We start from the raw sequence: 25804 nt of genomic DNA on the forward strand, positions 1-25804 counted from the left end.
TGACGGGGCTACAAAACAGAGACGGCTATCAGATGCTACTCGGAGTTCCCGCTGAACAAGCGTCTCGTTCGGCCGAGTAGCGATGTATTGTCTGAGTTGTCTTCGGTGCCACTGGTTCGTTGTCCTTGTTCAGGATTATCTTCGTCACTACGTGCCGAAAGCTCTGCACTGAGGTTCTCAACCTGGCTTTCGAGTTCTGCGATACGCTCGTCTTTCTGCTCAATCGTCGCCTCAAGCTCGTTGACACGAGTAGACAACAACTGGTTCTTCTCGACGAGATAGGCGCTCTGACGGTCGGGTTCGTCAGTATCCAAGTCGGTGGCCTCTGACTCCAGATCTAGTTCCGCCTGCGTCGATTCGTCTCTTGGACTGGGATCGTAGTACTCCGATGTCGCCTCGATCGCCCGCTCAATCGTCTTCTCACCGTACGTCGATCCGTCGGCGTAGTGGACTTCGTCCCACTTCGCTCGAAGGAGTCCCGATTGTCGGAACAGCGTGTCCATCTGTGCCGTTTCTCCGCCGGTCCAGAAGGCCAGCAGACAACACAGCGCCATGTCTGCTTCCGAGTTGCTGTCGTAGCCAGCAGTATTCCCATTCCACAGGCGTTCGAACTTCGGCCCGTTCGAGGCGTTCTTCGCTTTCTTGAGTAACTCGTTATCTTCGAGGTCGACCGTGGGTGTGGTTTGAGAGTCCCCCCTGACGCTCGTATGTTCGTCACGTTCGGGGTCTTCTATCTCAGAGTGGTGTTGGACGTATTCACGATGAATCGCTTCGAGCGCGTCTTGTCGGCGTTTGACCTGTCCGGACGTGTCGTCGACGCGGTCGCCGGTGACGGTGAAGAATCGTGCAGTGTCGTACAGTTCGATCTGGCCACGTCGGTTCCGACCTTCCGGGAGATTTCCTTTGATGAGCACGTGATAACCCGTTCCCGATGGTGAGACCTCTGTGTAGGAGTCGAATCGTTCGATGATGTCCTGTGCGTCTTCCTCGACGTCGCCGGTCTCTGGGTCTCGGCAATCGTCCAAGTCGACGCCGACGATTGGGTCGTCTGTGGTGAACACGAACCCTATTCCATCCGCTCTCCCATTGGCCACGAAAGAGAGTGCCGTCTCGAAATCTGACCATGTTTCTGAGTTCGTCGATGATGCAAACGAGCCTTCTCCAGGGACTACCGGAATCTTCGTTTTCTTCCCGTCTCGTTTCTCGCTTCGCCAGCATACCCACTGGTCTCGTTCGACGAGTTGTGCTGGGAGTTTTTCCTGTATCAAGAATTTGGTAGTTTTCTTCATCATTGTCTCATCTCAGTTGTGGCTACGCGCATCTCGCGCCCCGATAAAATCTCCCGAACTCCGATTCGTCCGTTTCCAACGGCATACCCCCTATCTATACTAGTTGGTTTTTGCTTGGAACACCCCCATATCAGGCTCAAAAATCGAGTGACGTGACGGTGTTCCACCCATTTTGACGACACAGCGTATGTTCCACCCAAATCCGAGATGGGTAGAACACCGCTATGTCTTGCGTTTTTGGTGGTCATAGTATTCCCAAGAATTTGGGTGGAACACACCGGTTTAGGTGGGAAACTCCACCCAGATCAACCTCACCTAGTGGCTCAACTTTCATTATCATGATGCTGATATGTGTTGATGTCGAACCCGACGAAAACGCGAACAAGCTCACCGTCGATTCGGCGTCGGTCAGTAGTGAACTCGAGGTGATTTCCGAGTTTCCGTGAGAACCAGCTTGGGCTCAATGGATCCCGCCCGTGGTCCTCTGCCCACGCTTCGTAGAGTGACCGAACTTTCTCCTTCGGGAGTACCGCATCTTCATCTGGAATTAGGTATTCATCGACGAAGGATTCGAGCGTCACATCACGCTCTTGCTCGGAGGTTGAATCATCGGAGCTCTTTATCGCGTCTTGTCCGTTGTCTTTGGAATGTCCAGATTGGTTGTCCCTGTTAACCAACGTGGAAAGTGGCTCTAATTCGCCGCCATGGTATACAACCGGTTCCATGGCCTCGCGAAGAATCACGATACTGTACATTCCGCGGTGATACGCGGGGTCTGGGAGTTCATTATCAGGGATGAACGGCTCTTTGATCTTCACCCACTCAGCCTCGAACGCGTCCTTAGACTCGTAGACGTGTGTTTCTCCACGGCCATACACGAGGTACTTGTCGACAGCGGGGTCGTAGCTGTACGTTGCTGGCACGCGTTCCTTCGTAACCGAAGGCCACTCGGAGACCCGGAGATACTCTGTGCCAGATCCATCGCGGAGAACAATCGAATCATCCTCCAAGGCCCACACAGTTCGTTTCGAGTCGTCACCGCCATTCACAGGTCGAACTGCAGTAACACCACCTTGTTCGGTTGCACCACCATTGAACGTAAGCGGCGAATCGTGAGTATAGTACCATGTCTCACCGCTTGCGAGTTCACGGACGGGTGGCGAGAGGATGTTATCAACACGTTCTGCCCAGTACGTCTCTGTGTCTCCCGGTCGGACTACGAACAGCGGGAGTGTACCCTCTTCTTGCGCTTTCCGGAGGTTCGTGAGGACCTTGATTGGGTTATCTGGTGTCGTCGTCTCGACTTCGATGGCGAAGGTCTCCTCTAACTCGGGATGAGTCGCTCTTGCATCGGGCATCTCACTTCCATCCTGCGACAATATCGAGACCGAGAATCCGAGTTTAGAGAGTTCTTCCTCAACCTCCAAGAGTGCTGCATCGTGGTCGTTTCCACCAGCGGATCGAACGTCTCCAGTGTCTGGTGTCGAAACATCTTCACCCGCGTCACTCAGTCGGATAATTACTTCGTCAGCATCGATATCGACGGTCGTTTCCAGTAGTCGCGAACGTTTTCGGATATTCGCTAACTCATTGTACGATGGTGCGTCAGCCTCGACCTCGTCGAACAGGCGTCGAAGTTCGTCGTCAACTGCTTCGACTGCAACCCACCCGTTCTCTTCGCGGACATCGTTTTGGAGTTGAATACTACGAATTACCTTCGTGAGAACAACGTCTAACTCGTCGTCAATAACGCTGAGAAATTCTTGGAGTTCTTCGGGCGTCTGTGTACTCGGGACCGATTCGTTGGAGACACCAAATTCGTTCTCAGCGTGTTCATGCATCGCTGAAAGCGTCTCTTTGAATTGCTGTTCTTCTCGCTCAGTGAGTGGGTAGTCGCTTTCTGGATGCCCTGCTGGGATTGGCAGTGGTTTGATGCTGAACGGATACGGTCCCGTCTCACCGAATTTAGGGCTCGGAAGGTTGGCAATCCACTCGCCACGAGGGAGCGACCGAATCCGGTTGGAGAACTCGTCAGGGTCCAGTCCTTCGTGAGCCATCGCTCGGGCGAGTTCTCGGTCAACGTTGATTTGGCCGACGAGGGAGCTTCCGATGTTGTTCAGGGCGTTCAGGTAGACCTTCCGCCCACCTTCTGCTTCTATCTGCTCGGGGAATTGCATCGATAATCCCACCGAGAGTCTGAAGCTTCGACCCTTCTCCAAGAGGCCGTTCATTATGTCGGAAACGACAACCGACGACGCCTCGTCGACGAGGAGGTTCACCACATAGTCGTCGGGATACTCGCTGACCTCGCGCTTTCGCTCTTTGAGTGCGTCGTCAAGATTCGAGAGAATCAGACCAGTCATGAGACGCGACGCATCATCGCGTAGGTCACCAAGGTCGAACAGAATTACCTTATCCTCGTCGAGGACGTCGCGGAAGTCGAATCGATTCTCTGTGTTGTTGAATACCTGGGCGAGATACGGTCGGTCAGAGATGTAGTTGAGCCTGTGACCAACGCCATCCATGACGGCTGAAAACGACTTCGGATCTTTCTGGAGTTGCCGTCGGAGCGTGCGGGCCACATTCTCCTCGCTCGATTTGGGAAGATTGTCGAAATTCGGGTTAGGAGGGCCAGCCTGTAGCACTTGATCGACCGCGTGTTCCAGCTGTCGATGTGCAAAGTAGTCAGCCGATTCTCGATAGAGCCCATTTTCTCGGCCGTGTTCTTCATCGAATAGCGCCTTGATGAGCGTCCGGATCAACGTGGGAGAGACGACCGCCCTTTCGTAGCGCTCTCTGCCCATAACGAGTTTTAGAATTTCTTCGTAGTGCTCTGCTTTCCGCTGCACAGCATCTTCACGACGTCTTCCATTTTCGAGGGCAGGGCCAAGGTCGAAAAATGAGAATCCAGGAAGCACATCTGGCATCGGGAAGTGAATCACGTTCTCTTCGAGGTCAGTAATCCCAAATCGCCGAGCGTGTGCTCGCATGTAGTTCTCGGCCATTCCGTCGCCTTTCGGTTCGACGACGATGACTGGCCCTTCAGTATTCTCGTGGAGGGAGAGAATCTCGTTGATGAAAGCCTTCGATTTCCCTGCACCAGTAGTCCCGAATCGGCCATAGTGAGTTGGCAGCAAATTCGGCGGGATGCACGTCGGGACGTCTTCGGGTTCGCCATTCTCGTCCAGAGCGTACCCAATAGCCATCCCGTCGCGGAACTCTTGCATGAGGTCCTGGTGGGGGCGTGGGAGTGGGTTTCGACTCTGTTGTTCGGCACGTGTTCCCCGAGCACCCTCTACGCTGAGTTGATCACTCGACGGAACGAGGAAGAAGTTCGCTAGCTCGTCAGCGTTCAAGATGAGATCGGGACGTGTTTTCCCACGGCCTGTCTCCAACTCTCGATCCAGAAGATTCAGGAGGTGCTTTCGGGCGTTCTTTTCCTTCGTTTTCTGACGCCACCCCTGTTCGTTGATTCGCTGTCCATTGAGTCCGTAGAACGGCCCGTCCAGTGGGTCGAACACTGGGAGAAGAGGTTCGATTTGAGAAGCCACATCATCGGTTTCTGTGTCGACTGGGGGAACAGCGACCGTCCGAAGATTGACTGAGTAGGTCTGCTTTGGACGCTTCGCAGTAATTCGGTCAATACGGTCTTGGACACTGTCCGGGAGGTTGCGTTCTCGACGACGACGTCTATCTTCGCTTTCGTAATCGTCGAATTCGAAAATCGGGCCGATGTATCGCTGTCCGAATGTGTCTCGCCCATCTTTCAGATCATCCACACGGAGTTCGGCGTCTGCTTTCCATGCAGGACGCAGCTGGAAGACAACTTGGAATCCAATTGGATGTTCGAACTCACTCAAGTGGTCGATGAGTCTAGCTAACGGGGTAATCGTGATTTCATCACCTGCATCGTCACTTGCCGTCGCCTTCGTGAACGGAACGAGCGTCGTCATCCAATCCCGCTTCCGCTCGGCAGCCCCCCGCCACTGGACGCCGACTGGCTGGAGTTGGTCTATCGATGGGCGGGTATGAACTGGTTCTGAGTCTGTCTCGTACACCTGTTCATCGGATTCTGCCAAGTCATCATCTTCATCACACTCGTCAAACTCATCCCATAGCTTTCCAGCTTCAAATGCTTCCTCGTACCCTTCGCGGGTGTACTCTCGCTCGGGGATGAGTTTCTGCGCAGGGTCCAGTTCCGTACGCTCGATGTCGAACGTCGACGGGTAGATCGACAAAAGCCGCGACTCAAGCGTGTCGAGATGCTCAGTTGCCCCGTAGTAGAACTCGACTGGCCTATCGGTACCCTCACTTATCGCGAGGAATTCGAATCGTGGCGGCTCAGAGGAGTTGAGTGGGTTCAACTTGCCAAGCAATCCGGTCTCCGAGGTCGTCGATAGTTTGTGCAGACTGCTGAGGACCTCGACGATACCATTGGTCCCGAGTTCTTCGGACGTTGGTGTGACGCGAAGATACTCACGCTTCGTCATTGGTCACCTCCTGAGAACCACCATCCGTTTTAGCGGAAACTGTGGTGTGTTCACTCGAAAGAGAGCTGTCTCGGAGCTCTTCTCGAAGTGCTTGCACCTCGGGGTCAACCGTGTCGCCTCCAGCACCCGGAAGCGACTCAGCAGAAGACTCAGTCGGGTCGAAGTCGATGACCTGTTTCTCTTTGGGCATCGCTTCGACACGGATTCCACGCCACTCACCGTCGACACCGACGAGCGCCTCAGAGTAGCCAGCATCCTCGTTACCAGGAATGGCATCCTGTACGAAGCGCATCTGAGCGTAGTTCAGTCCGAACTCCTTAGCCCACGTTTCGTCCATCCCATCGAGATGGTGGAACTGCTTGACTGCACACTGGTCAAGAATAGCCTCGGACTCTGTGTGTTCGAAGAACTCGTCGACGGTCTGTGTGACCAACCGAATCGACAAGTTGTGGTGCCGGTGGTGACGGAAAACCGTCTCCAAGAACGCTAGGCTTGCGGCGTCCTGCATGATATACCGCGCTTCGTCGATGACGAAGACGACCTCTTTGTCGGTCTCTTTCGCCCGCTCGTAGACGAGCGAAATGAGGAGTTGCATTGTCAGCGCCGTACTGCTGTTGACGCTGCCTTCTTGTTGGGCCAAATCAAGGTAGATGACCTTCTCGTCGCGGATGTTGAAATCAGACGCCCTGCCGAGATTCGAATATCGACCCTCGTCTTCGAATGGTCGAAGTTGATCGAGAAGCCACGTTGCGTCGTCACGGAGTTTGCTCGCTTCGGCGTCAGTCCGAACAACAAACTCCTCGGGAGATTCGACCATCTCTTCGAAGACGTCCATCATCTCACGGACAGTCGGGCTGGGATTGCCGTGTGTGGCTATGTCGTCAATGATTCCTTGCCGTTCGTACGAACGTTTGAGACCGAGTTCGAGCGTGGTCCGGCGGTCACCGAGTGAGATTCCACGGAGTGCGAAGTAGTTCGTGAGGAAACTCATCGCGTCGTCGAGCTTCTCGTTGAACGGACTCGCGTCCTCACCCATTGCCCGTTGGACGTGTTCGGGAGTCTGGCGAATTTCTAAAGGATTCAGTCCGAGTGTCCCACCAACAGTGATTCGCTTCGCGTTGAGCGCTTCTGCGACACCCGCCCAGTTATTGAGCGGTTCGAGGATGATTCCAATTCGGTCTTTGCTCTGCTCGATAGAGCGAATGAAGTTCTGCTTCGAGCCGAATGATTTTCCGGAGCCAGTGTCCCCGACCGTGAACATCGCATAGCCGTTGTCACGAGCAAACGGGTCGATAACGACCGGGCTGTGCGTGTCTTTGTGGATTCCAAACTCGACGCCACCCTCTTCGAGGATTGTCGCGTTGTGTGGCGACGCAAGAAGCGCACCAACAGCCCCACCGAGAGCGATTGACTCTCGGCCAAAGACGTTGTCACCGATTGGTGCGGAAGATTGTATCGCCAAATCCTGTTTACAGATGGCCGTCTTTGGCGTCAGACCAGCTGGCTCATCTCGGAGTGCACTCTTCACGCTCTGGACAGTGTCTCGGAGTTCATCTCGTGTGTCGGCACGAACGGTGACGAAGAGCGCCTGATCGAAGACACTGGTTCCACTCTCAACAGCGTTGTACGTCGCAGCGGCTTGGTTTGCACGCTGCTGAAGGTAGCCACTTCGAACGCTCTTTTCGAGATCTGCGTCGACCTGGAGGTCGTCAGCGATGTCTTGGAGTTCGTTCAGCGCACGCTGCTGGTTCTTTGGTCGGATGTGGGCCGTGAGGTCGAATTCGACATCGGTCAGTTGGAACAGGTCGCTGAGGTAGCCATCGTTCGGGTAATCCGGGTAGTCGGTAATGGAGAGCGTCGACGTCCACTGCTCGCCAACACGTGCTGCACGGGTTTCCCATTCGACAGCGGCGGGTGCAATTGTCGTCTTGTGTGATTCTGCGATGTCATCGAGGAGTTGCCCTTCGTCGTGGCCCGTTTCCAGTGTCTCCTCGTCAAGCACATCCGAGAAGTCAACTTCGGGCTCTTCCTCGGCAGCGCGACGTTTCCAAGCTAGGATTCCAATAAGGCCGACGGTGAGTAACCCAGCGGCGTAGAGCATCGCACCCTCTGGTGACGTCGGTTGTTGAAGCCACTCAAGGGTCTGGGTGATGAGTTCACTCTTGGTCTGGAGGGCAAGGTTACGCATCGAAATCATCCTCCCGGCGAGAACTCCCGATAATCGGTTGACCTCGAATCACTCGCTTGGGGTTATCGTAGTCGTGCTCGTGGCCGTTCCAGAAGTCCATCGTCAGCACAAACAACTCGACAGTACTGAGTCGACGAGCGGACCATCCCGAAGCCTGTTGAATGAATCCCGACTCGATACTTGTAATCTTGCTATCGAGCTTTCCGAACATTCGAGCGCGTTGTTCGGCTTCTGAGAGGTCTTCGCGGCGAGTGACGAACGGGTTGAATAGGAACCCAATGACGGGGATGTCGGTCAACTTCTCTGCCGGGGTTCGCTCGTCGTCGGAACGGTCATAGACTTCGAGTGGCGACGCTTCAACACCGATAAAGAAGCGAATCTGTTGGGTCCCACGCTCACGCATCGCCCGTGGGCGTTTCTCTCGGTATTCTTCGAGGAGTTCACGGAAGATTGGGTTTCGAGAGACATCTTCATCAGAGAGTCGTTGTTCGATGTTCTCGGTCAGTTTCTCAACCGGGAACGACCGCGTCGTCGCATGGAATTTGAGTTTCGAGTCAAGTTCCTTGTTCGCGAACTCGGCGCCAGATTCCTGCAGTCCGGCCCAGTCATCCGACATGGCGAGATCCATGTTTCCTGGATTGATTTCGATGAACGCCTCCATCGCGCCGTCCGATCGCTGTATGGCACCTGCACCGGGCCATGCCCGTTCAACGTTGGTGAGGTCCTGTGTTCGTTCGTCGGGAGTGAACGGTGTGTAGTTCGCGAGGCCCCCCTCGTTTCGAGCGAGGTTATCCGAATTTTCGGCAGCGCTGAACGTTCGCCGTGGTCGCTTAACGTATCTATACACGTCCTTTGCCCACGTCCACGCATTGAGGTGGTCAGGAGCGACGTACACGATGGCCGCTCCGAGTCCAAGTCCTCCAGCGATGAGAGGCAACGAAAGTGAGTCGATTCCGAGGAGGCCGGCCATGAACAGCCCCACGAGTGGGAAAGCGATGAGGACACCGACGTCTCCCTCCTCGACATTGAGGAATGGGATGCGGCTTTCCTCACCGAACTGGTCCATGATACGGCGTGCTGCTGCGTCTGAATCTGTCGACATGATGAATTAGGAATTGTAGTTGTGCGGGTCGTTCTCGGTTCGGCGGTACGAAGTTGTATTCTGGGTGTCTGAGACGTTTTCAGTCCGGGCGGCTGCTTTCTGTGCAATTACCTGCCCAGCGGCAGCTTTGGGACCCCATCGAGCGGCGGTTGTGGCGACTCCGGCGCCACCAAGGTATGCTCCAGTCGCGACGCTTCCGACGACCACTGCGCCTCTGCTGGCCGACCCAATGGCCTTCGCAGTCAGGGGCGTTGCGTAGGAGAACGTCTTCCACGTCAGGTAGAGTGCGATAACTGGGAGTGAGACGGCGACGAGATACTGGAGAAATGCAGTCGCTGGCGAGAACGTTCCGCTGGCGAATAGCAGGTCGTAGCCTTTGAAGACGACTGCTGCTGGGAGTGGGAGGATAACGAGAGGGACGAACCGCTTTGCAAAGCCCATCGCAATATCCGAGAGAACCGGGATGTTTCCGTATCCGAATGCGATGGCAATCGGCATCCCGTAGACATAGACGTACAGCAGGATTTCCCGGATGAAAAAGAGCGCCTCGATTGCCCACATCGAGATACCGCCGATTGCTGCGAGCAAGAAAGCGAGTACAGGGTTCATCACCGTTACGCTCAGGAAACCGACCATTACACCGCGAAGTGTGGTCAGTCCCGGAAGCAAAGCAATCGTGAATCCATCAATCAGATACAGTGCTAGAACACCGATCCAGTACCACAAAATTATCAGGAAAGCACCAGTCCAGGCGGTTTTCTTGGTCTTGCTGGCCTCATATGCACTCCCGAAATTGAATACTCGAATTGCATGTCGACCTTGGACACTCATCACGAGGAGCAACAAGGCGAGGAGCATCACTTCACCACCAATGAGAGCCTCTCTTATCGACGGCCACGGTGCGTTTGAAGGAGTACCAAACATGAAGGCTCCATCAGTTTGAGGAGTGGGTGTTCCAAACATAGCCTCAGTGAGGTCCTGATAGCCGGTCGAGAGTCCTTCTCTGAAAATGTCAGTAACCCATCCGAGGATGTCTTTGAAGCCCTCCAGAACGACGTCAATGAGGTCAACCATCGATTACTCCTCAGAGATTTCGATGCGGCAATCATGCATCACATCAGATCCCGAATACTGCACGTTGAAACCGCTCTCAACATTTCGTGTCGTGGGGCGGACCTCAAGTGTGATTTTGAACTGCCCATCGTTGCCTGTGATCGAGCAGCCCATACCTTCCTCCCCAATTTCTGCTCCGAATGGGAATGAACTACTGAACAGATCGATTTCATCACCAGGTGGAATGACTACGGCATCGTTGTCGTGAATACCACTTCCACGAGGGTTCTCTGAAGGGTTCGGTACATCACCCTCAAACCGAAGTTCTACGACAGCTTCTGGTCCGCTTCCACTATTCGATACAGTGACAAACGCTTCACCGTTCTTTTTTGTATCAGTCCTACTCTCACCGTACACCTCGTCCCACGGCTTGTCGGGGTTGTTTCTGAAGAGGCCGACGTCGACAATCTCTAGTTCGGGTCGAACCTCTAGATTCGTCTCGTCGATAGTATCCTCACCCTGAACCGCTAACACACGGTATTCGCCGGGGTCGTACGCAGTCCCAATCTCGAATGAAACCTGTCGAACGCCGTCAGCAACCTCACGTCGTCCGAACAACTCGCCATTCGGCTGAATCAGATTGACCTGCTCTACGTCAACCTCAGAACCAAGTTCGACAACAAGTGAGACCCCCTCGACAGCGACTCGGTTCAGGACACTCTGGCCGCCAGAATCGTCATTCGCGGTGGTAGTCCCATCACCGGTCTCACCACCGCCGTTGAGACAGCCAGCAAGTCCAGCGAGTGAAAGACCTGCTGCGGTTTGGAGGACGGTACGTCTATTGAAATGTGATTGATCTCGTTTCATGGATATCGTTCAGAATCATCTCGTGGTCCGAAGAATCGGAGGACGCGCTTTCCGGCGTAGAACATCACTGCGAACGGGATGAATTGCCAACCGACCTCGACGAATAGCGCAAACCACCCATCGAGTGTTCCGAGTGGGTGCCATCGCGCAGTCGCCGTGTCGGAAACGTACGCGGGGTTAGCCACAAGCCACGTACTGGGGTGGTATCGTGCTGTGTAGAATCCCGGCTGGTCGGCCGTCACGACCGCAACGCCAGACTCGTTCGTTCGAACTCGCTGGTCGGCTATCGTGATGTACCCACCACCGGGTTCGCCATTGAGTGTTCCCTGGCGTTCGTCAGCTGTGAGGTCGATTGGTGCGCCAGTTTCGTTGTCCCGAAGCTCAACTCGGATTGTTGCTTGGTCGTTCGTCTGGTCGATTACCTCAGCAGTAAGCCGACTTTCACGGAGTTCTCGCTCAGAGCCACTACCGGTGTTCGAGGCGGAAGGAGTGTCGTTGATGCCACGGACGATGCCAGCAACACGAAGTGCGTCGCGGTCAACCTCGTCTGCCCGAACAGCTAGGCCGTAGGTGGGCCTGTACGACTGGTCGACGACTTCAACCAAGACAGTGTCTGCAATAGTGTTCTGTGGACTCGTGCGCTCTTGGCCCCACGAATCGATTATCGTCGGTCCATCACGAATCGGTTCAGTCCGTGGGCCAATTCGCGATGGGTACGCGTGGACATACACTGGGAGTGCATCCGATACGACTTCAGTCTCATTTGATTCAGTTGCTCGAACGAGTGAGTCCCACCGAGGATCACGGGCGGTATAGAAGCGCCAAACACCACGAACGCTCGACTCTCCATCTTCGGTGAGCGTGTAGCCCTGCCATGGCCGTGACTGGAAGATGGCAACGCCAGTGTCACCATTGGGATACTCGGCGTAGTAGGAGTACGCACGGAGGTTGTAAACCTCAACGTCGACCGAATCAGAGACGGTAATCGTCTCAGATGGGTACGTGACCTCAGTCTGGGTCCGGTTGCCGATTGGTGTCTCGGTCGTCTTCTCTAACCGCACTTCGATGTCGGCTTCGAGTGTGAGCGTCGTACTCCATGCCTCGTCGAGTTGGTAATCGAGTTCGGGCGTATGAGTTCCCGAAGACTGAGCAATTATCTCGTCATCTGACTTCAGGCGAACTTCCGTGATTTCGTCGTCAACAAGTGACCACGAGACATCCGAGTTGTTCGATTTGTTCCCGTTCGGGATGTGAACACGATAATCGACGAAGCCACGAACAGTTCCCTCGGGGGCGACGTAGAGTGGCGTGTCGCCTGCTTCGAGATGTCCCCGCGTGGACGGGTGGATAGCGAAGAGTGTCGCGTGTGCGTCCTCTATGAAGACGCCATCTTTGAGGGAAGCGTGCTCTGGGTGCAGCGACGTCTGCGAATCGCCGGCTTCCAGGTCTTTGAAATCATTGCGTGTCCACGTCGCTGCGGTCGCCGGCGGGCGTGTGAACGTGATGTCGGTCCCGTTTGCGAGCTGGTGAACCGCGGTTCGGTCTTCGCCGTAGCGCTGACGGTACTCAGTCTCGTTCATGTACTCATCTGAGTCCCGAGACCACAGCGTCGCTGACTCGTTCTCGGTTAGCCCGTTGTCTTCCGTCCCTGGGCGTGGAGGGGCTGCAGTCACGAGCCCCGCGATGCTACTCACTACGAGAAGGCAGGCAACCACGACGGACCACGCGTCTGTACGCATTAGGAGAACTCGGGAGTGTGAATCTCCGAGTTACCAGGGTGCGAGGTCGACACACTCTGCAAGTGGGAGTCCCATCATACCTCCTGCAACGGTGTACAGCGGTCCGAGTATCGACAGGATGAGCCCAGACTTCAGCGCTGAACGCTTGTGGCGCTTGAGGCTCTTCTTTTGGTCGTGGCTCATCGTGAATACCTCGGCGAGGGAGTCAGCCTGCCAGACAACGACGAGTCCGATGATACCGAGAGCGGTGGTTATCTGAAAGAAGCCCTCGATCATTCCGGGGAGTTTGTCTGCACTGCAGATGACACCCTGTTGTGCTGCGGCAGGTTGTGCGAGCAAAACTAAGCTCAAGATGGCAGTCGTCGCGATGACGCGGCGGGCCGAACCAAACCGAGTCGATTCTTGATTTGAACTGGAGACTGTATTGGGAGCGTTGTCGTTTGATTTGAACATATACGTTGAATATTACGGGCCTGTCCCAAGGCCCAATTCTCAACAATATCAAATCTAGTCAGAGATTAAATTCTGTTGATTGAGAAAATTGTAGACAGAACATTAATATCTAGAATTTTTCTAGATGTGAATACAAGAATAAGATGGCAGGTTTTGCTAGAATTGGGATGCTGCTTCCGAATGGCAAAGAGTGGTGAGATTGGCTGGGCCGGCAATTGGTTTAATAACGAGAAAGCGCCATATCGTATCAGAACAACTCAAGCAACGTCGCTCTCGCGAAGGTTGAGGTAAATCTGAACACCCTCTTCCGGAGAAAGTAGTTGCAGGTCGTCGGTTATTTTACCACCTCCGTCTCGAGACTGTCGTCAGAGGAACCGGTCTGCAGTACTACCTCCTCTCGAGAAAGTAACTCGCCGCACCTTATCCCGTAGTTCATGGAACCGGCCGTCAACCTCGTTCGTGTACGCGCATCGCTGGCACCAGAAGTGACCTTCCGTCGCTTCCCAGGTTCGGTATCCTCGAGGACACGTGAACCGCCAGCGATCCGTCCGCTCTTCCACTCGAATAACCTGCTTATTCGACATCACAATTGGGCGGCCACCCGATGTGTTATAATACGCTTGCTCGTACGCAGGATGAAAGTGAAAGTGAAAGTGAACGAATTGGGTGGACGTACCCCCGAAATCCGGCCTTTCTGCGAGTGAAACTAAACGGTTCTTCGTCGGCTGTGCGTGCGCTCGTGCGCGGGGTTCAATACCCCGCGGAAGTGAGTCCAACATGGCTTTCGTGGTTTAGGCACGGAAGCCCGCGCGGGCCTGCTGTCATCAGCAGCGAGGTCCGCTTCTGTGGAACCTATCGGAGAGCGATAGGTGTGCGAAGGTGCTTCCGTACACCTCTGTGCACACCCTGTCCATTTAGTTGTTATCCAACAACTGGTTGTATATCAACACCAAAAGTCGTCATAATGATATAAACCAAGTCTCTGTGATAATTCGTCAATGGCAGGTCGGAAACCGACCGTTAGTGATGAAGAGATAATCTCAATCTTCAAGTCACACGAGGATCCGTTTCTCTCTACTTCTGAAGTTGCTGAAGAGCTTGGTTTCTCACAGCAAGGCACTCTAAAGAGACTACAGTCGCTCGAGAAGGACGGTGTCCTTCAAAAAAAGAAGGCCGGTGGGAGTCTTATTTGGTGGTTGGTCGATCTCTGTTGAGCCAGCGTATCCTGTGCTATCTCACTATGGATGAAATGGCTGCGCCAATGACTGCTAAGCCGATTATTATCAATAGCCACGACCAACCTCGAGTGTGGACTCCGGTCACTTCGTAGATTGCAGGCGCAATCGTGTGCCATCCAATTCCACCTACGAGGAAAATCCCACCAACTGCTAACGGGTCTTCAGACATTTTCGTTCACTTCCTGTTTCGGAGTGTTTCGTTCGGTGTACTCTATTTGCCACATCGCGCTTTCATGTCGGATTGCCATGGGGTTATAAGAGAAAGCGAACGACTCTGTTTGGACGTGGACACGCCGTGTCTGGACGTGGACATGGCCGTGTCCGGGTACGGACATGAGTTCAAAATCAACAGACAAAGCGGTTCAAGTAGACATTGACCCTCATCTCAAAGAACAGAATGAGGGTATTTTCAATGCATTCGCAAACGAGGAACATACCGTTCTGACAACACCCGAGATCGAACAGCACGTTGATCTTGGTGGGCGACAGGTGAGGCGTCGTTTAGATAAACTCGAAGACGAGGGAATCGTTGGCTCTCGGAAACCAGGGCGTACCAAGTTGTGGTGGCTCCGTGCTGAAGTTGAAGAACCGGTTTCAGCAAAGTATCCGATTGTCCGGCTGGTTCAGAATAACCTTAGCCTCCAGTTTGTAGCTCTGAGCCTTCTTGTCGGTGCTGTGAGTGTAATCTTCATGTCCGTCGCAACTGTGCTCATGGCTTACAACCTTTCGCTACCTTCGGTTCTCTTTCTCCCTTCAATCCCGACGAGTAGCGTTATCCAGTCGGGGTTGCTCTCGAGTTTGTTGGCAGCAGGATTCCTAATCGCAGGAGGTTCTATCGCTGCTACAAATTGGATATTGGATTACATTGGCATCGAGGTCAACTACTCCCCCGATAGCGATTAGTTACTTCGAGAGATTGCGTCTAGGACGAAAGCTTTGGTTTCACAGTTTCCCAATAGTGGCGGATAAACAGAAGGTCAAGTGCCACTAGGAAAATGAGGCCCCGTGCGATGGCCACTGGACTCCCAATTTTCGAACCCCAGTTCATAATTGCATAACTCAGAATAGCTATGAATACGACATGGACGCGATTCTCTCGACTAAAGAAGATTGTTGTCGCAACTGCCAACACTATAATTCCAAGTAATATAAATGCAGAACTTCCCATTACTAAATCAGAAAATGCCCCGACAAAGGTGGGTGAAGGATCTTGTTCTAATTCCTGTGAGACAAGATGTAATATTGCGTCCATAGTCGCAAGATCAAACATATAGAAAGACACCACAGAAAGGGTGAGTCCGATACCGAATAGAGGGATTAGATACGGATTTTCATCAAGGTCAACACGCTCCATCATTCGAGCTAGTATCTGAATCATGATAGCCCACGCCGGCAAGAAGAAGGCAATAACCTGAATCAGTGCTACTACTGTCTCCGTTTGAGCCATATTTTCCACTTAATGACAATTAGTTAATAAACCCCCTGCGACTTCTCCTGCATCACTTTGAAAGGGACTACAAATTGTGTGCGATGAATTCAGTAAGGCACCGGAATACTATCACTGGCCGGGATTTTTGACCGGAATCAAATAGTCATGTATGCACCGGGTGGGCTATTTGCGTGCTTCTCGAGTGAACAACTGTCGGTTCTTTTTATACTCCGGGTGACCGGCGAGCGTGACCATGCCAGCCACCTGATTGAATCGGTCCAAATCTATGCACGGTGACCGCCGTTGACGTTGATGAAGGTGCATACATCGAGGATGGCGTATACATTCGCGTGTGACCCCGGGGGGAATTGTCTAAGTGCGTCAATTCATCCTATGAAAAGTGGATGGTATTTTGTGTTGATGATGTGAATGCTGTCTATGGATTTTGATGACACAGATCCTGAGGAAGATTATAACTATCAGGGAGGGGGAACTCTTGGTAACGCGATTGGCGATGTCGTAGACCACCTTCTCACAGATGAGCTAATCGAGAAGATACTCGAGTATCTGACTGCTGCTGCTATTAAAGCCGAAGTTGAGCAACAGAAGACGTTAATAGAAGAGGAACACTACGAGGCCGCTGTCCTGCGTCAAGCCACGTTCATAGAATCCCTTCTTCAATTCAACATAGTGCGTGAGTTAGAGTCACACAAGGGGACCGAAATGTCTGTAAATGAGAAACGCATGGTTTCAAACCTTGGAAACAAAAATAAAGTCTATTTAGCAAATTCACTTGGTATACTCGAAGATGAAAAAGAATTCCAAGCGTATACCACACTGATGGGATCAAGGAGTGAGATTGCCCACGAATGGTGGATGATGTTTGATGAGGATGACCAAGCACGATTCGAACGGATATCGCGTCGAATTTTATCAAAAATGGAACAGTCAATAAGCGAATACACAGAATAAATTCGGCCTCATACTCTCTGTGTGGACTAGTATGTTGCAAAAAATGTTTGTCGATCTCTGATAGATTTCCAGTATGGCGGAACCAATTGATTTTCTTGCGATTGGCTTGAGTGGGATTGTTATCGCGCTCAGTGGATGGAATCTTTATCTAAGTCACTACCGGGAACAGAGATCAGAAGTGTCGCTACGCCCAGAGGGTTCTGACACTCCTCCTGAATTTAAAGGAGGGAACCTCGCTATAGATGATAGCTCATACTGGAGTTCAAATTATTACTTGAAATTGGTCAACAATGGTGAAAAGAGTGCGTACATCAGTTCATTCGATCATCAATTGAGGGGGCTCGTGGAAGATGATGAGTTTGAAAACACGGACAATTTCTCCATTAAGGTGAATGAGACGAGACAGAGTTGGGTTGGTACCGAACTTGAGCCACACTCAACAAAGCGTTACAGGCTCTACGCTAAGATTTCACCAGAAGACGACATTGGCCCTTTAGTAAATGCAGACTCAGCGGTTATCGAACATACATTAGAGCTTGAAGATAACAAAGGGTCGTATGAAGTTGTATGTGACACTGAAGTTGCTCTAATTGGGCCAGAACAAGCTATTGAGAACTGGCAAAAGCAGAACGAGTGACACTCTTGTTGACACCGACAACCGTCATCCACTCATCAACCTACATTTCCCCATACCTTGTGGGATAGTCGTCGCGTTTGCAAGTAGGTAGTTTGTGTACACAACTTCCCGCGGTTGGGCTGGCTTTCCTCTAATTGCAGTATTGTCTATTGGTCCGAATGTTTCGCGAAAATCTTGGTTGAATCCCATTCCGATATCTCCGGACTCGAAAAATTGTATTCCGTTCTTTCTCCACTGGTAATTGTACTCGATTAGATTCTCTGTTCCGACCCCTTGGAGGAGGTCACATTCGTCGAACGAAACCTGTAGCAGAAACCTCACAGAGACTGTATCACCTGGATCCAGTTGTTCGACGGTGATGGTCTTTGAGCAAGAATAGACATCGAGTCCTTCGCTTTGCCCTCTAAGATCAAGAGAAACAAAATCCAACACATCCATCTCTGAACCTACTCCTCCAGTATTGTAATCGACTACACACCCAGGAAGTGGGACGTTGATATCCAAATCCTGAATGGGTTGTTTTCCTGGGTTCGATATGACGATCTCGTAAACCCGAACAGTCTCATCGTATCGAACACCTCCAAACTCTTCGAGGCTTTCTCCTTCAATGGTGTAGCCGCTTCCTCCAGTCATCGATACCGAGAGTGGTGGTGACTGGTAGGGGGGAACATTCCAGTCGTTCGCAGTGTGTGCTACTGCTCCCGTAATCACAGGGCCAAATGACGCAGAGATAACAATCGCAACCAATGCACCGACGATGATAGAAGATGTGTTAATTTCGGAAATGTCACTTTTAAGCCCCGACTTTATCCGCCCATACGCTGAGACAAGTAACTCCCGAAACCCCATGTTCATCAAGGAACATCTAGGAACTATATTATTTTCTGTACGAAAACAAAACCGACCACTCAACCCAAAAATTTCGCTACTGGGGACTACTGCTGAGTAGCGAACTCGTAGATTCTGTTTTCCTCATGCGCTGCAACTCTTGCCTAACCAGCCCCTGGACAGTTCTGTCTCAACCAGCGGCGTGATTGGCCCGTCTTCCGGCACTGGCCGAACGACGTACACCTCTTTCCCGAGTCGCTGGACGTGCATGGTCTTCTCTTCGAGCTCGTTCTCATCTGCAGCGATGACGCCGTCGAGAACGAGATCGTCACGGTCAAGTGCAACAAGCGGCGTGCCGTCGTGGTTTCGGAGCTTTCGGAATACCATTGCTGACACCCCATCGGCCACCCAATCCCACTTAGTTCTGTCTCCAATGTGACTCGTTACGAATACAGGTCGTGGTCGGATCTATATGTTGAATCAACAGACAGCGTATACTTCGAGAAGCCACCACCACCAGACACCCCCCGTGGTCGCATACTTACTAACACTATGGGGTGGTTTGGTGGGGTCCCGGTGGTGGCCCGTCCCCGGTGAAGTACCGATTTTGGTTGTCGGTATACTCGATGGACTGAGAGAGAGAGTGGCGTGGGTCAAAGGTCACTTACGGAGAATTGGAGAACTGCGCCTACAACTCGGTTTCTTAGGTTGGATTCTCAATTGCTACCAGTGTAGTTTGAGTATTCAGTCTTCAGGTTCTGTCAGCATCTCATCTGGGAGTCGATCTCGGAGTTCCGACAGCTCTTGTTCAAGTTCAGAGATTTTTTCATCCCTCCCTCTTGAAGAGGCGTCAATCGCAAATGTGTTTAGAGCAGACATTACCACCAGGAACAAAATCATAGTCGAAGTTGGATACGGAAGGTCAGGCGCGGGAACCAAGGAAAACGAGATATTGTTGAAAAAGTCAATAGTGCCGGAGTATGCTAATCTGCCAATCCGCTCGATGACTAATGTAGCGACGGCACCGATCATGAGATTAGTAATGCTTGATCGATTATCTATCCACTCAGCAAGTGCTCGCCAAGCGTGAGCACCTGCTATCTTAGCATTCTTTAACGACTCGCGAGTTGCTTCGCTGGCCACGTTATGATTTGATTCACCATCAGCTGAACCCCCATCCATAACAGATACTTTTTGATAATATTGTGAACTATTTAAGTGTTTGAGAGGAACTTCGAAACAGGCGCGGGTCAAAGGTCACCACCAGAGTATCCCAAAAACAGGCCCTCACAACTCGGTATCGTAGGTTAGATTCTCAATTGTCTCGTCTGTCAACTTCGGCGTTTTCCAACATCTCGAACGTACGCTCGGCTTCCTCTTCTACCGATAGATCTTCGTCATCGTCGACAACACCAGCCTCGGCTTTCGCTTTGCTCCATGACCCGAGACGTTTTGCGATTGTCCCTGCTGCGGGCTTGTATCCCGATTTCTTGTACGAGTCAATCGTTGGTTCCTCTCCGTATGTCTCTGCGAAATTCTGGAGTGCTCGGAGACATTGGTCATCGGTGTACTGTTCCCTGGATTTGGGTTCGAGTCCAGCTTTTGTAACTGCTGCATCCCAACTACCACATCTATCAGAGATTATCTCTGGAGATGGAGATAGGCCAGTGGTCCGATACTCCGATCGGGTAGGGGTTTCCCCGAGTACCTTTGCGGCTGCGTGGAGGGCCTCGAGGCAGTCTTTCTCTGAATATCGATTGCTGCCTTGGTCCATCGTGTGATTGTATCGTCTAGAATACAAATATCCTAGGTTGGAGGCTCCGTTGGAATATTCGGTCCGAAATTTGTCGGGAAACTCATATTGAATATAGACTCAACTGTTGACCCGAATTTGGGTATAGTCAGAGGATGTTGGTTTCTATATTTCTGGACAATCCTCTCTCAGAGATATATTTTGAATGCCGGACTCAAGGTCCGTACTTGTCGTCTATTGCCTGTCTTACAACAAGTGAGAAGTCTCGAAGTTGAGTCCTCTGTTTCGGGAATTCTGGGAAACTCATACCTCCTTCAATAAACAGGCCTAGATAGTCGATCTCATCAACGCTGAGGAATTTATTATTTTGGACCTGATCAACCCGATTTTTTATATAGCGAACAAATTGTTCTGAACTGGTGAACGCCTCGCATATAACGTCTAAATTCATCACACTCACAACATATGGTGTGAAATCTACGCTATCGGTGGCTATATCGTAAAAGTTTGTAGAGATGGCATCATACTGTTCACCCAGGACAACGACTGGTATGATCTCTCGATGATCTTCCAGATTGAACTCTCTATATTCATTTCCTGTTTCAATTTCCAAGCTGCCCTCCGATGGCTGTAGCAGAGACAGACACTCCTCCAATTGTGTAGTTGCCTTCCCGACACCAGATTTCAAGTCCCGTTTGAGTGCTTGGAAATTGCCCGACCGAGTATCAATATTCAATTTGGCAGCCTTACACTCAATGAGAAGTAAGTGATTACCAGTATCTACAACAATATCTGTGAATTCGTTGGTTGCCCCGTTATCAGTTTCATACACCGGATTCAGAAGAATCTCTCCATCTTCAAAAAGAGTTAAAAGGGAGTCGTAAGCCCAATCTTCGATGTATTCTCCCCAACGATTGCCGAACTCCCCTTCGTACGAATCAATCTGAATCAAATCGTAGTAAAATGTCGTCATCAACGCGCGTCGTGGTACGGCAACGTGTGGAACCAAGATTCGGTTATCATCCTTAATGTATGGGTGAACGTGAAGGGGGTTCAGATCGTCAATTGACCAGTAGTCTGGACCCATTGGGTGGTCCCAATCACCAAGCTCAACAGAAAATCGGCCAAGAAATGCGCTGAATTTTTCCTCGTCTATATCATCCGGCAAATACTTGTACAGAAGTGATTCGGTGACCCATAGGTACGCTGTCCGGTCTCCCATAAGTTCGTGAATCTGTTCGATTCTTCGAGCATCTTCATCATGATCTGGGAGTTCGGAGAGTCGAGGAATCCGTCCCTCATTTTTGAGGAAGTCTTGAAGTGAGTCTATAGTGTCTCCATCTGAATATAGGCCAATACCCGCATCATGCACGGGTTCCATCGCTTCTCTAATGACTGATGTGAGAACCCCTTCCATATACTTCTGGAAGGAGATCGCCTCTTCAATAGTGAACCCAAGGTGGTCACTCATAACTTGGTCATGTGGTTGGTACGCTCGACGCGCCGCTTCAATTGGTTGCTCCCAAAAATAATGCCGCCCTGCAGCAATCTCTCGCAGAATTAATGCCGTCTCTACACTGTGTTGGTATTGTTCTTCATCAGTCCATTCATCAGGGTTCCCTTCCAAGAATCGCGAGAATTGGTATGCTTCAGCCACCCTGTTAGCGGCTCTAGCTAACATCTTGTAACTTGGATTTTGATCGTCGGTATCATCGGCGACAATGATGTGGCCAATAACAAATTCAGCAAGTGCAGGGGGCAAACCAACCATATCGTCTCGAATACCCAACGCAGAAGCATTACCTGACAAGTACGTTCCAATGGTGATCTTCTCAAGTAATGCGCGACGATCCCGTTTTTCGACGCACTCTCTCAACCTCTGAATTTGCAGGTCGGCATCTAATTCATCATCGTCAAATGAAGAAAGGAACTCATCGCGGTCAACCCCTTCTAAAGACATGGGGGTGAATTCTGGAGGGGCCATCGCTATAATATGGTAATCCAGAAAGGATTATATAGATATTGTACACTCCGAATTTTGAGTAGCTATCCTACCGACCGACTAACATGCCGAATTAAAATCAAAGCGAGTGCAGCGTTTGTCAAAAACTCAGTCACCACCATCCTTCCTTTCGCGTGCGTCAACTGGAGCTGCGGAGGCGGAGGGTTATTTTTTGAAAGTTGTGACGTTAGTCACACTCCCTAAGGGGGCTGTCCCACCGGATGAATCAGAACCCGCCGGATCTCCGCGAAAGCTGCCGCTCGCGATGAATCGAGACTCCACCAGAAACCGAGGTTAGGCCGAAAACAGCGACGTAGTATATAAAAAGAAGAGACGACTGAGAGTGTTGCCACTCAGCGGGCAACCGGCTACAGGTGCTTCCGAGCGACCGTGTTCTGCAGCGGACCGTATGCCTGGTCGTAGGTCACGATAGCATTCAGGAACCGGCGAGAGTCGAGACCAGCGTCACACCATGCGCTGTGGCCTTCCTCGAGGACGTCGGGCAGGTACTCGCCCGTGACTGCGGAATTCTTCGACTGAGTCAGCACCGCCCGAATCCGAACGCACTCAGAACGGTCGTCCACGCCCTGAACAACCTCGGCACCGTACCGGTTCAGCCAGTTCTGCAGGGCACGGCTAGACCGCTATAGGTCACGCGGGTCGACGTTCAGCACGTTCTCGACCCGTCCGGCAATCGAGTCCACCACATCGTCAGCGATGGACACCAGCTCACGAACTTCCTGCGCAATCTTCGAGGAGACCCACTTCACGACTCCACCGTCGTTATCGAGTAGACCGGAAAGACGGCGAAGGACGCGGTAGATCGTCGTAAATGACCATCCGGTTTCGTCCTCGAGTTCGTCCGCGGGAGTACCATGATGTGTAAGTGCCGGGATACTATCGAACCAAATTCACGTCCTCAAGCGGGAGTTAGAAGACGAGAAGTATCCGCTCGTCTGAGATGCAGGATGGACAATTCCGGTCAGGTTACTCCTCTTCAAAGCAGGGACAACTGATGGTGGCATCACTTTACTGGAAATGACGGGGTCAGTTATCCACGACTAGATTCACAGTTACCAAAGGATAGTCAGTCTTAACCAACAACGTAGGTTAGCCGACCATTGTTGGTTAAGACGTTATGTGGACTCACCACCACGGTGTCTGACGAGTGTCATACCCCACCATTTCCACTAATAGGCTGATAAGAACTCGATGTCCCAGTCTAAGCGGCTGACCCTCCCCCCGGCATTTCCAGTAAAACTCAACAGAGAGAACAGGTACACCCTCGCTGAAGATTATTCCACTAGCGATCGCCCAACAATCAACCGCTTTTTGTTTATCCTACGGACCAACTTGTGACCTACTGATATAAAACTTTGCATCAGTTTAATGTTTTCTGAAGCACCCCCGAGTCTTTCGAGGTTCTTTACTGGAAACGATGGGGAGGGTGTGTCTCAGTAATACTCGTGATACAATATCGCCACTGTCTCCCGATTCGTCACATCCGTGTTCTTTACTGGAAATGACGGTGTGTGTTAGACATATAAATAAACGTATACTGGAAATACTGGAACCGGGTGGTCTAGTATCTGGTTCGACTTCACAACTTCTATCCCCACGACTTTACTGGAAACGGTGGGGTCTAATCGCCCAGCAGCAGTCCGATGACTTACTGGAAATAGTGGTGTGAATGTTCATCCAGAATACCGGTCTTGCCGTTATCCCACTCAATGATTGATACAGTGACTGTCTCATCTATAACTGGAAATCGAGGGGGCAATACTTGCTACCGGAACTGATGGGCACCCGTGGTTATACTGGAAATAGCGGAAACGGTGGTCGAAACAATTATCAGACACGACTGAGTCATCTGATCAAACCATGACGCCGCGGTTTCAGCCGGACGATACACTCTACAAGCGACGGAATACGCTCAAGGTTGAGTACGTCCCAGACGACATCGTCGGGCGGGACAACGAGATCGAGGAATACGAGGCTGCGCTTCAGCCTATCATCAACGGGGAGTATCCTGACAATATCTTCATCTACGGGAAAACCGGTGTCGGAAAGACTGCCGTCACGAACTTCTTACTCAACGAGCTGCAAGACTCAGCGAAACACTTCGAGGTCGACCTCTCCGTAATCTCTCTAAACTGCGATGGTCTCTCCACGAGTTACCAGGCTGCAATTAGCCTCATCAACAACCTCCGAGAACCCGAGCACCATATCGCTGAAACCGGACACCCCCAATCCAAAGTGTATCGCCTGCTCTGGGATGAACTCAACAAACTCTCTGGAACCGTCGTTATCGTTCTCGACGAAATTGACCACATCACAGACGACACGTTCCTTTACCAAATCACACGCGCAGACAATAACGGCTACATCGACAATATCCAGCTCGGGCTCATCGGCATCAGCAACGACTCGACGTTCCGAGAGCAACTCGACGCGAAAGTGCAGTCGTCTCTCTGTGAAACTGAGATTTCGTTCCCACCGTACGGAACTGGAGAACTCCAAAAAGTCCTCGAGCAACGCGCCGATATCGCATTTCACCAGAACGCAATCGAAGACGGCGTGATTTCGCTGTGCGCCGCACTCGGCCGACAGGATGGTGGCGACGCCCGTCGAGCAATCACGCTTCTCCGGAAAGCCGGTGACCTCGCTCGGACAGAAAATGCCGAGACGGTCACAACTGACCATGTCGAACGTGCCCAGGAAAAACTCGAGGCGCAACAGAGCATGGACATCATGCGTGACCTCACCGAACACGAGCAACTCACCCTCTACGCGCTGACGACACTCGCCGCTGAGAACGCAACCCCTGCGCGCTCGCGTATCGTCTACCAACGTTACAAAGAGCTCTGTAACTTCCAGGGTCGAGACCCTCGGACAGCTCGTCGAATGCGAAGCTTCCTCTCTGATTTCGAGATTCTCAATCTTACACTTTCACACATGGAACACCGCGGTCAGGATGGTGGGACGTATCGGGAACACGAAATCAATCGAGATATCGCGACGGTCATCGACGCGCTCCAGACGATCATCAGTGAATTCGGTGCGCACCGAAGTATTATCGAGTACCTTCCTGACTCCGGTGAAGACTTTGCTGCGATGTAGTAAGGGGGAATAGATTCTACCTATTCTTCTTTTGCTGTCTCTATTGCAGTCTCGAGGTCGTCCAATAGATCTTCTGCATCTTCAAGTGATATCGAGCGATGCACAGGCCCTCGTCGTCCATTTACCGTTAACAGAACTGCACCGTCTTTCTCTTTGACATTCACCATGGTTCTGACTCGTATTTCGTATGAAATAGGCCTTGGGTCTCAGTATACCGTAGGACCAATCTCAAGCAGAACCCTAACTCCGACCAATTTAACCAACAGTTCTAAGCCACTGCAGTTCCTGCGTTGGTTAAGTCTAAATCGTGGAGCCATGTCCTTCGAAAAACCAAGCCCTGACCAAGACATTCCAACTCGAATTGTCGAAGCTCTTGATGGCCTTTCTTCAGAAACACTCCGTCATGTAGCCCAATATGCAGAGCAACTAGCGGAACACCGAGAACGTGAGCAACGTCTTAGGGAGAAACAAGACACAGATCAAGATGCTGTTGACCGGCCAGATGACATGCCGGAAGACGTCCCCTCGAAAGCAAGTCTAACGGTCAAAGAAATCAACGACAACCGATACTACTACTGGCAGTGGAGAGAGGGCGACCAGATCAAGTCCAAATACAAAGGCCCGGTGAACAAATCTGAATAAGA

22 protein-coding genes are annotated in these 25804 nt (G+C 51.7%); 6 read left to right on the forward strand and 16 right to left on the reverse strand.

The genetic code is table 11. From position 1 onward, the window contains the following. Positions 1-35: 35 nt before the first annotated feature. From ACFQJC_RS17265 to ACFQJC_RS17300, 8 genes are all read right to left on the reverse strand, one after another. A complete protein-coding gene (locus tag ACFQJC_RS17265; protein ID WP_390225795.1) occupies positions 36-1292 on the reverse strand; it encodes a phage NrS-1 polymerase family protein in 1257 nt (418 codons plus the stop codon). 320 nt (positions 1293-1612) lie between these two features. Continuing rightward, a complete protein-coding gene (locus tag ACFQJC_RS17270; RefSeq protein WP_390225797.1) occupies positions 1613-5779 on the reverse strand; it encodes a conjugal transfer protein in 4167 nt (1388 codons plus the stop codon). Continuing rightward, positions 5766-7967 (reverse strand): VirB4 family type IV secretion system protein, encoded by a 2202-nt coding sequence (locus ACFQJC_RS17275; RefSeq protein WP_390225799.1) that lies wholly within the window; start codon positions 7965-7967, stop codon positions 5766-5768. Before ACFQJC_RS17275 ends, ACFQJC_RS17270 begins: the two co-directional genes overlap by 14 nt. Next, positions 7960-9069: a hypothetical protein gene (locus ACFQJC_RS17280; protein ID WP_390225800.1), complete on the reverse strand. Its 1110-nt coding sequence runs from the start codon at positions 9067-9069 to the stop codon at positions 7960-7962. The genes ACFQJC_RS17275 and ACFQJC_RS17280 overlap by 8 nt, the downstream gene beginning before the upstream one ends. Before the next feature lie 6 nt (positions 9070-9075). After that, complete coding sequence (locus tag ACFQJC_RS17285; protein ID WP_390225802.1) at positions 9076-10143, reverse strand: hypothetical protein; 1068 nt, start codon at positions 10141-10143, stop codon at positions 9076-9078. Between the two features lie 3 nt (positions 10144-10146). Further along, entirely contained in the window at positions 10147-10989 is an 843-nt protein-coding gene (locus ACFQJC_RS17290) for a hypothetical protein (RefSeq protein WP_390225804.1), read from the reverse strand. Continuing rightward, the gene (locus tag ACFQJC_RS17295) at positions 10986-12728 is read right to left on the reverse strand and encodes a DUF8186 domain-containing protein (RefSeq protein ID WP_390225806.1); all 1743 of its coding nucleotides are present in this window, start codon (positions 12726-12728) and stop codon (positions 10986-10988) included. The genes ACFQJC_RS17290 and ACFQJC_RS17295 overlap by 4 nt, the downstream gene beginning before the upstream one ends. A gap of 30 nt (positions 12729-12758) precedes the next feature. After that, positions 12759-13181: a hypothetical protein gene (locus tag ACFQJC_RS17300; RefSeq protein WP_390225808.1), complete on the reverse strand. Its 423-nt coding sequence runs from the start codon at positions 13179-13181 to the stop codon at positions 12759-12761. A 998-nt stretch (positions 13182-14179) separates the two neighbouring features. Between ACFQJC_RS17300 and ACFQJC_RS17305 the strand changes: the two genes are divergently transcribed. Continuing rightward, positions 14180-14395 carry a winged helix-turn-helix domain-containing protein gene (locus ACFQJC_RS17305; protein WP_390225810.1) on the forward strand — a complete coding sequence of 72 codons (216 nt, stop codon included), beginning with the start codon at positions 14180-14182 and terminating at the stop codon, positions 14393-14395. Positions 14396-14752: 357 nt separating this feature from the next. After that, entirely contained in the window at positions 14753-15322 is a 570-nt protein-coding gene (locus tag ACFQJC_RS17310) for a helix-turn-helix domain-containing protein (protein ID WP_390225812.1), read from the forward strand. A 19-nt stretch (positions 15323-15341) separates the two neighbouring features. Here the strand turns inward: ACFQJC_RS17310 and ACFQJC_RS17315 are convergent, their stop codons facing one another. Then, positions 15342-15866, reverse strand: a complete 525-nt coding sequence (locus tag ACFQJC_RS17315) for a hypothetical protein (protein WP_390225814.1) — start codon at positions 15864-15866, stop codon at positions 15342-15344. 420 nt (positions 15867-16286) lie between these two features. On the opposite strand from ACFQJC_RS17315, the gene ACFQJC_RS17320 reads away from it, so the two are divergent. Further along, entirely contained in the window at positions 16287-16820 is a 534-nt protein-coding gene (locus ACFQJC_RS17320) for a hypothetical protein (RefSeq protein ID WP_390225816.1), read from the forward strand. A gap of 73 nt (positions 16821-16893) precedes the next feature. After that, positions 16894-17457, forward strand: coding sequence for a hypothetical protein (locus tag ACFQJC_RS17325; RefSeq protein WP_390225818.1), 564 nt, complete (start codon positions 16894-16896; stop codon positions 17455-17457). Positions 17458-17481: 24 nt separating this feature from the next. On the opposite strand, the gene ACFQJC_RS17330 is transcribed toward ACFQJC_RS17325, so the two are convergent. The 6 genes from ACFQJC_RS17330 to ACFQJC_RS17355 form a co-directional block, all read right to left on the reverse strand. Continuing rightward, positions 17482-18306, reverse strand: a complete 825-nt coding sequence (locus ACFQJC_RS17330; protein ID WP_390225819.1) for a hypothetical protein — start codon at positions 18304-18306, stop codon at positions 17482-17484. 123 nt (positions 18307-18429) lie between these two features. Beyond that, entirely contained in the window at positions 18430-18672 is a 243-nt protein-coding gene (locus ACFQJC_RS17335) for a hypothetical protein (protein ID WP_390225821.1), read from the reverse strand. Between the two features lie 357 nt (positions 18673-19029). Then, positions 19030-19539, reverse strand: coding sequence for a hypothetical protein (locus ACFQJC_RS17340; RefSeq protein ID WP_390225823.1), 510 nt, complete (start codon positions 19537-19539; stop codon positions 19030-19032). Positions 19540-19600: 61 nt separating this feature from the next. Further along, complete coding sequence (locus tag ACFQJC_RS17345) at positions 19601-20059, reverse strand: homing endonuclease associated repeat-containing protein (protein WP_390225825.1); 459 nt, start codon at positions 20057-20059, stop codon at positions 19601-19603. 193 nt (positions 20060-20252) lie between these two features. Beyond that, on the reverse strand, positions 20253-22022 hold the full coding sequence (locus tag ACFQJC_RS17350) for a hypothetical protein (protein ID WP_390225827.1): 1770 nt from the start codon (positions 22020-22022) through the stop codon (positions 20253-20255). Positions 22023-22408: 386 nt separating this feature from the next. Continuing rightward, positions 22409-22624 (reverse strand): hypothetical protein, encoded by a 216-nt coding sequence (locus ACFQJC_RS17355; protein ID WP_390225829.1) that lies wholly within the window; start codon positions 22622-22624, stop codon positions 22409-22411. Between the two features lie 1297 nt (positions 22625-23921). Here ACFQJC_RS17355 and ACFQJC_RS17360 point away from each other — a divergent pair. Next, entirely contained in the window at positions 23922-25160 is a 1239-nt protein-coding gene (locus ACFQJC_RS17360) for an orc1/cdc6 family replication initiation protein (RefSeq protein ID WP_390225831.1), read from the forward strand. A 20-nt stretch (positions 25161-25180) separates the two neighbouring features. On the opposite strand, the gene ACFQJC_RS17365 is transcribed toward ACFQJC_RS17360, so the two are convergent. Continuing rightward, on the reverse strand, positions 25181-25327 hold the full coding sequence (locus ACFQJC_RS17365) for a hypothetical protein (RefSeq protein ID WP_390225833.1): 147 nt from the start codon (positions 25325-25327) through the stop codon (positions 25181-25183). A gap of 148 nt (positions 25328-25475) precedes the next feature. On the opposite strand from ACFQJC_RS17365, the gene ACFQJC_RS17370 reads away from it, so the two are divergent. Next, on the forward strand, positions 25476-25802 hold the full coding sequence (locus ACFQJC_RS17370) for a DUF6788 family protein (RefSeq protein WP_390225835.1): 327 nt from the start codon (positions 25476-25478) through the stop codon (positions 25800-25802). Positions 25803-25804: the final 2 nt, after the last annotated feature.

Origin of the sequence: Haloferax namakaokahaiae, from assembly GCF_042663225.1 — an archaeon.
GTDB lineage: Archaea > Halobacteriota > Halobacteria > Halobacteriales > Haloferacaceae > Haloferax > Haloferax namakaokahaiae.

Coding starts and splice junctions, on each gene's coding strand:
- ACFQJC_RS17360 (WP_390225831.1), top strand. CDS start 23,922: ATGACGCCGCGGTTTCAGCCGGACGATACACTCTACAAGCGACGGAAT.
- ACFQJC_RS17265 (WP_390225795.1), bottom strand. CDS start 1,292: ATGATGAAGAAAACTACCAAATTCTTGATACAGGAAAAACTCCCAGCA.
- ACFQJC_RS17280 (WP_390225800.1), bottom strand. CDS start 9,069: ATGTCGACAGATTCAGACGCAGCAGCACGCCGTATCATGGACCAGTTC.
- ACFQJC_RS17295 (WP_390225806.1), bottom strand. CDS start 12,728: ATGCGTACAGACGCGTGGTCCGTCGTGGTTGCCTGCCTTCTCGTAGTG.
- ACFQJC_RS17325 (WP_390225818.1), top strand. CDS start 16,894: ATGGCGGAACCAATTGATTTTCTTGCGATTGGCTTGAGTGGGATTGTT.
- ACFQJC_RS17285 (WP_390225802.1), bottom strand. CDS start 10,143: ATGGTTGACCTCATTGACGTCGTTCTGGAGGGCTTCAAAGACATCCTC.
- ACFQJC_RS17345 (WP_390225825.1), bottom strand. CDS start 20,059: ATGGACCAAGGCAGCAATCGATATTCAGAGAAAGACTGCCTCGAGGCC.
- ACFQJC_RS17365 (WP_390225833.1), bottom strand. CDS start 25,327: ATGGTGAATGTCAAAGAGAAAGACGGTGCAGTTCTGTTAACGGTAAAT.
- ACFQJC_RS17315 (WP_390225814.1), bottom strand. CDS start 15,866: ATGGCTCAAACGGAGACAGTAGTAGCACTGATTCAGGTTATTGCCTTC.
- ACFQJC_RS17350 (WP_390225827.1), bottom strand. CDS start 22,022: ATGGCCCCTCCAGAATTCACCCCCATGTCTTTAGAAGGGGTTGACCGC.
- ACFQJC_RS17270 (WP_390225797.1), bottom strand. CDS start 5,779: ATGACGAAGCGTGAGTATCTTCGCGTCACACCAACGTCCGAAGAACTC.
- ACFQJC_RS17335 (WP_390225821.1), bottom strand. CDS start 18,672: ATGGTATTCCGAAAGCTCCGAAACCACGACGGCACGCCGCTTGTTGCA.
- ACFQJC_RS17370 (WP_390225835.1), top strand. CDS start 25,476: ATGTCCTTCGAAAAACCAAGCCCTGACCAAGACATTCCAACTCGAATT.
- ACFQJC_RS17305 (WP_390225810.1), top strand. CDS start 14,180: ATGGCAGGTCGGAAACCGACCGTTAGTGATGAAGAGATAATCTCAATC.
- ACFQJC_RS17330 (WP_390225819.1), bottom strand. CDS start 18,306: ATGGGGTTTCGGGAGTTACTTGTCTCAGCGTATGGGCGGATAAAGTCG.
- ACFQJC_RS17275 (WP_390225799.1), bottom strand. CDS start 7,967: ATGCGTAACCTTGCCCTCCAGACCAAGAGTGAACTCATCACCCAGACC.
- ACFQJC_RS17300 (WP_390225808.1), bottom strand. CDS start 13,181: ATGTTCAAATCAAACGACAACGCTCCCAATACAGTCTCCAGTTCAAAT.
- ACFQJC_RS17290 (WP_390225804.1), bottom strand. CDS start 10,989: ATGAAACGAGATCAATCACATTTCAATAGACGTACCGTCCTCCAAACC.
- ACFQJC_RS17320 (WP_390225816.1), top strand. CDS start 16,287: ATGGATTTTGATGACACAGATCCTGAGGAAGATTATAACTATCAGGGA.
- ACFQJC_RS17310 (WP_390225812.1), top strand. CDS start 14,753: ATGAGTTCAAAATCAACAGACAAAGCGGTTCAAGTAGACATTGACCCT.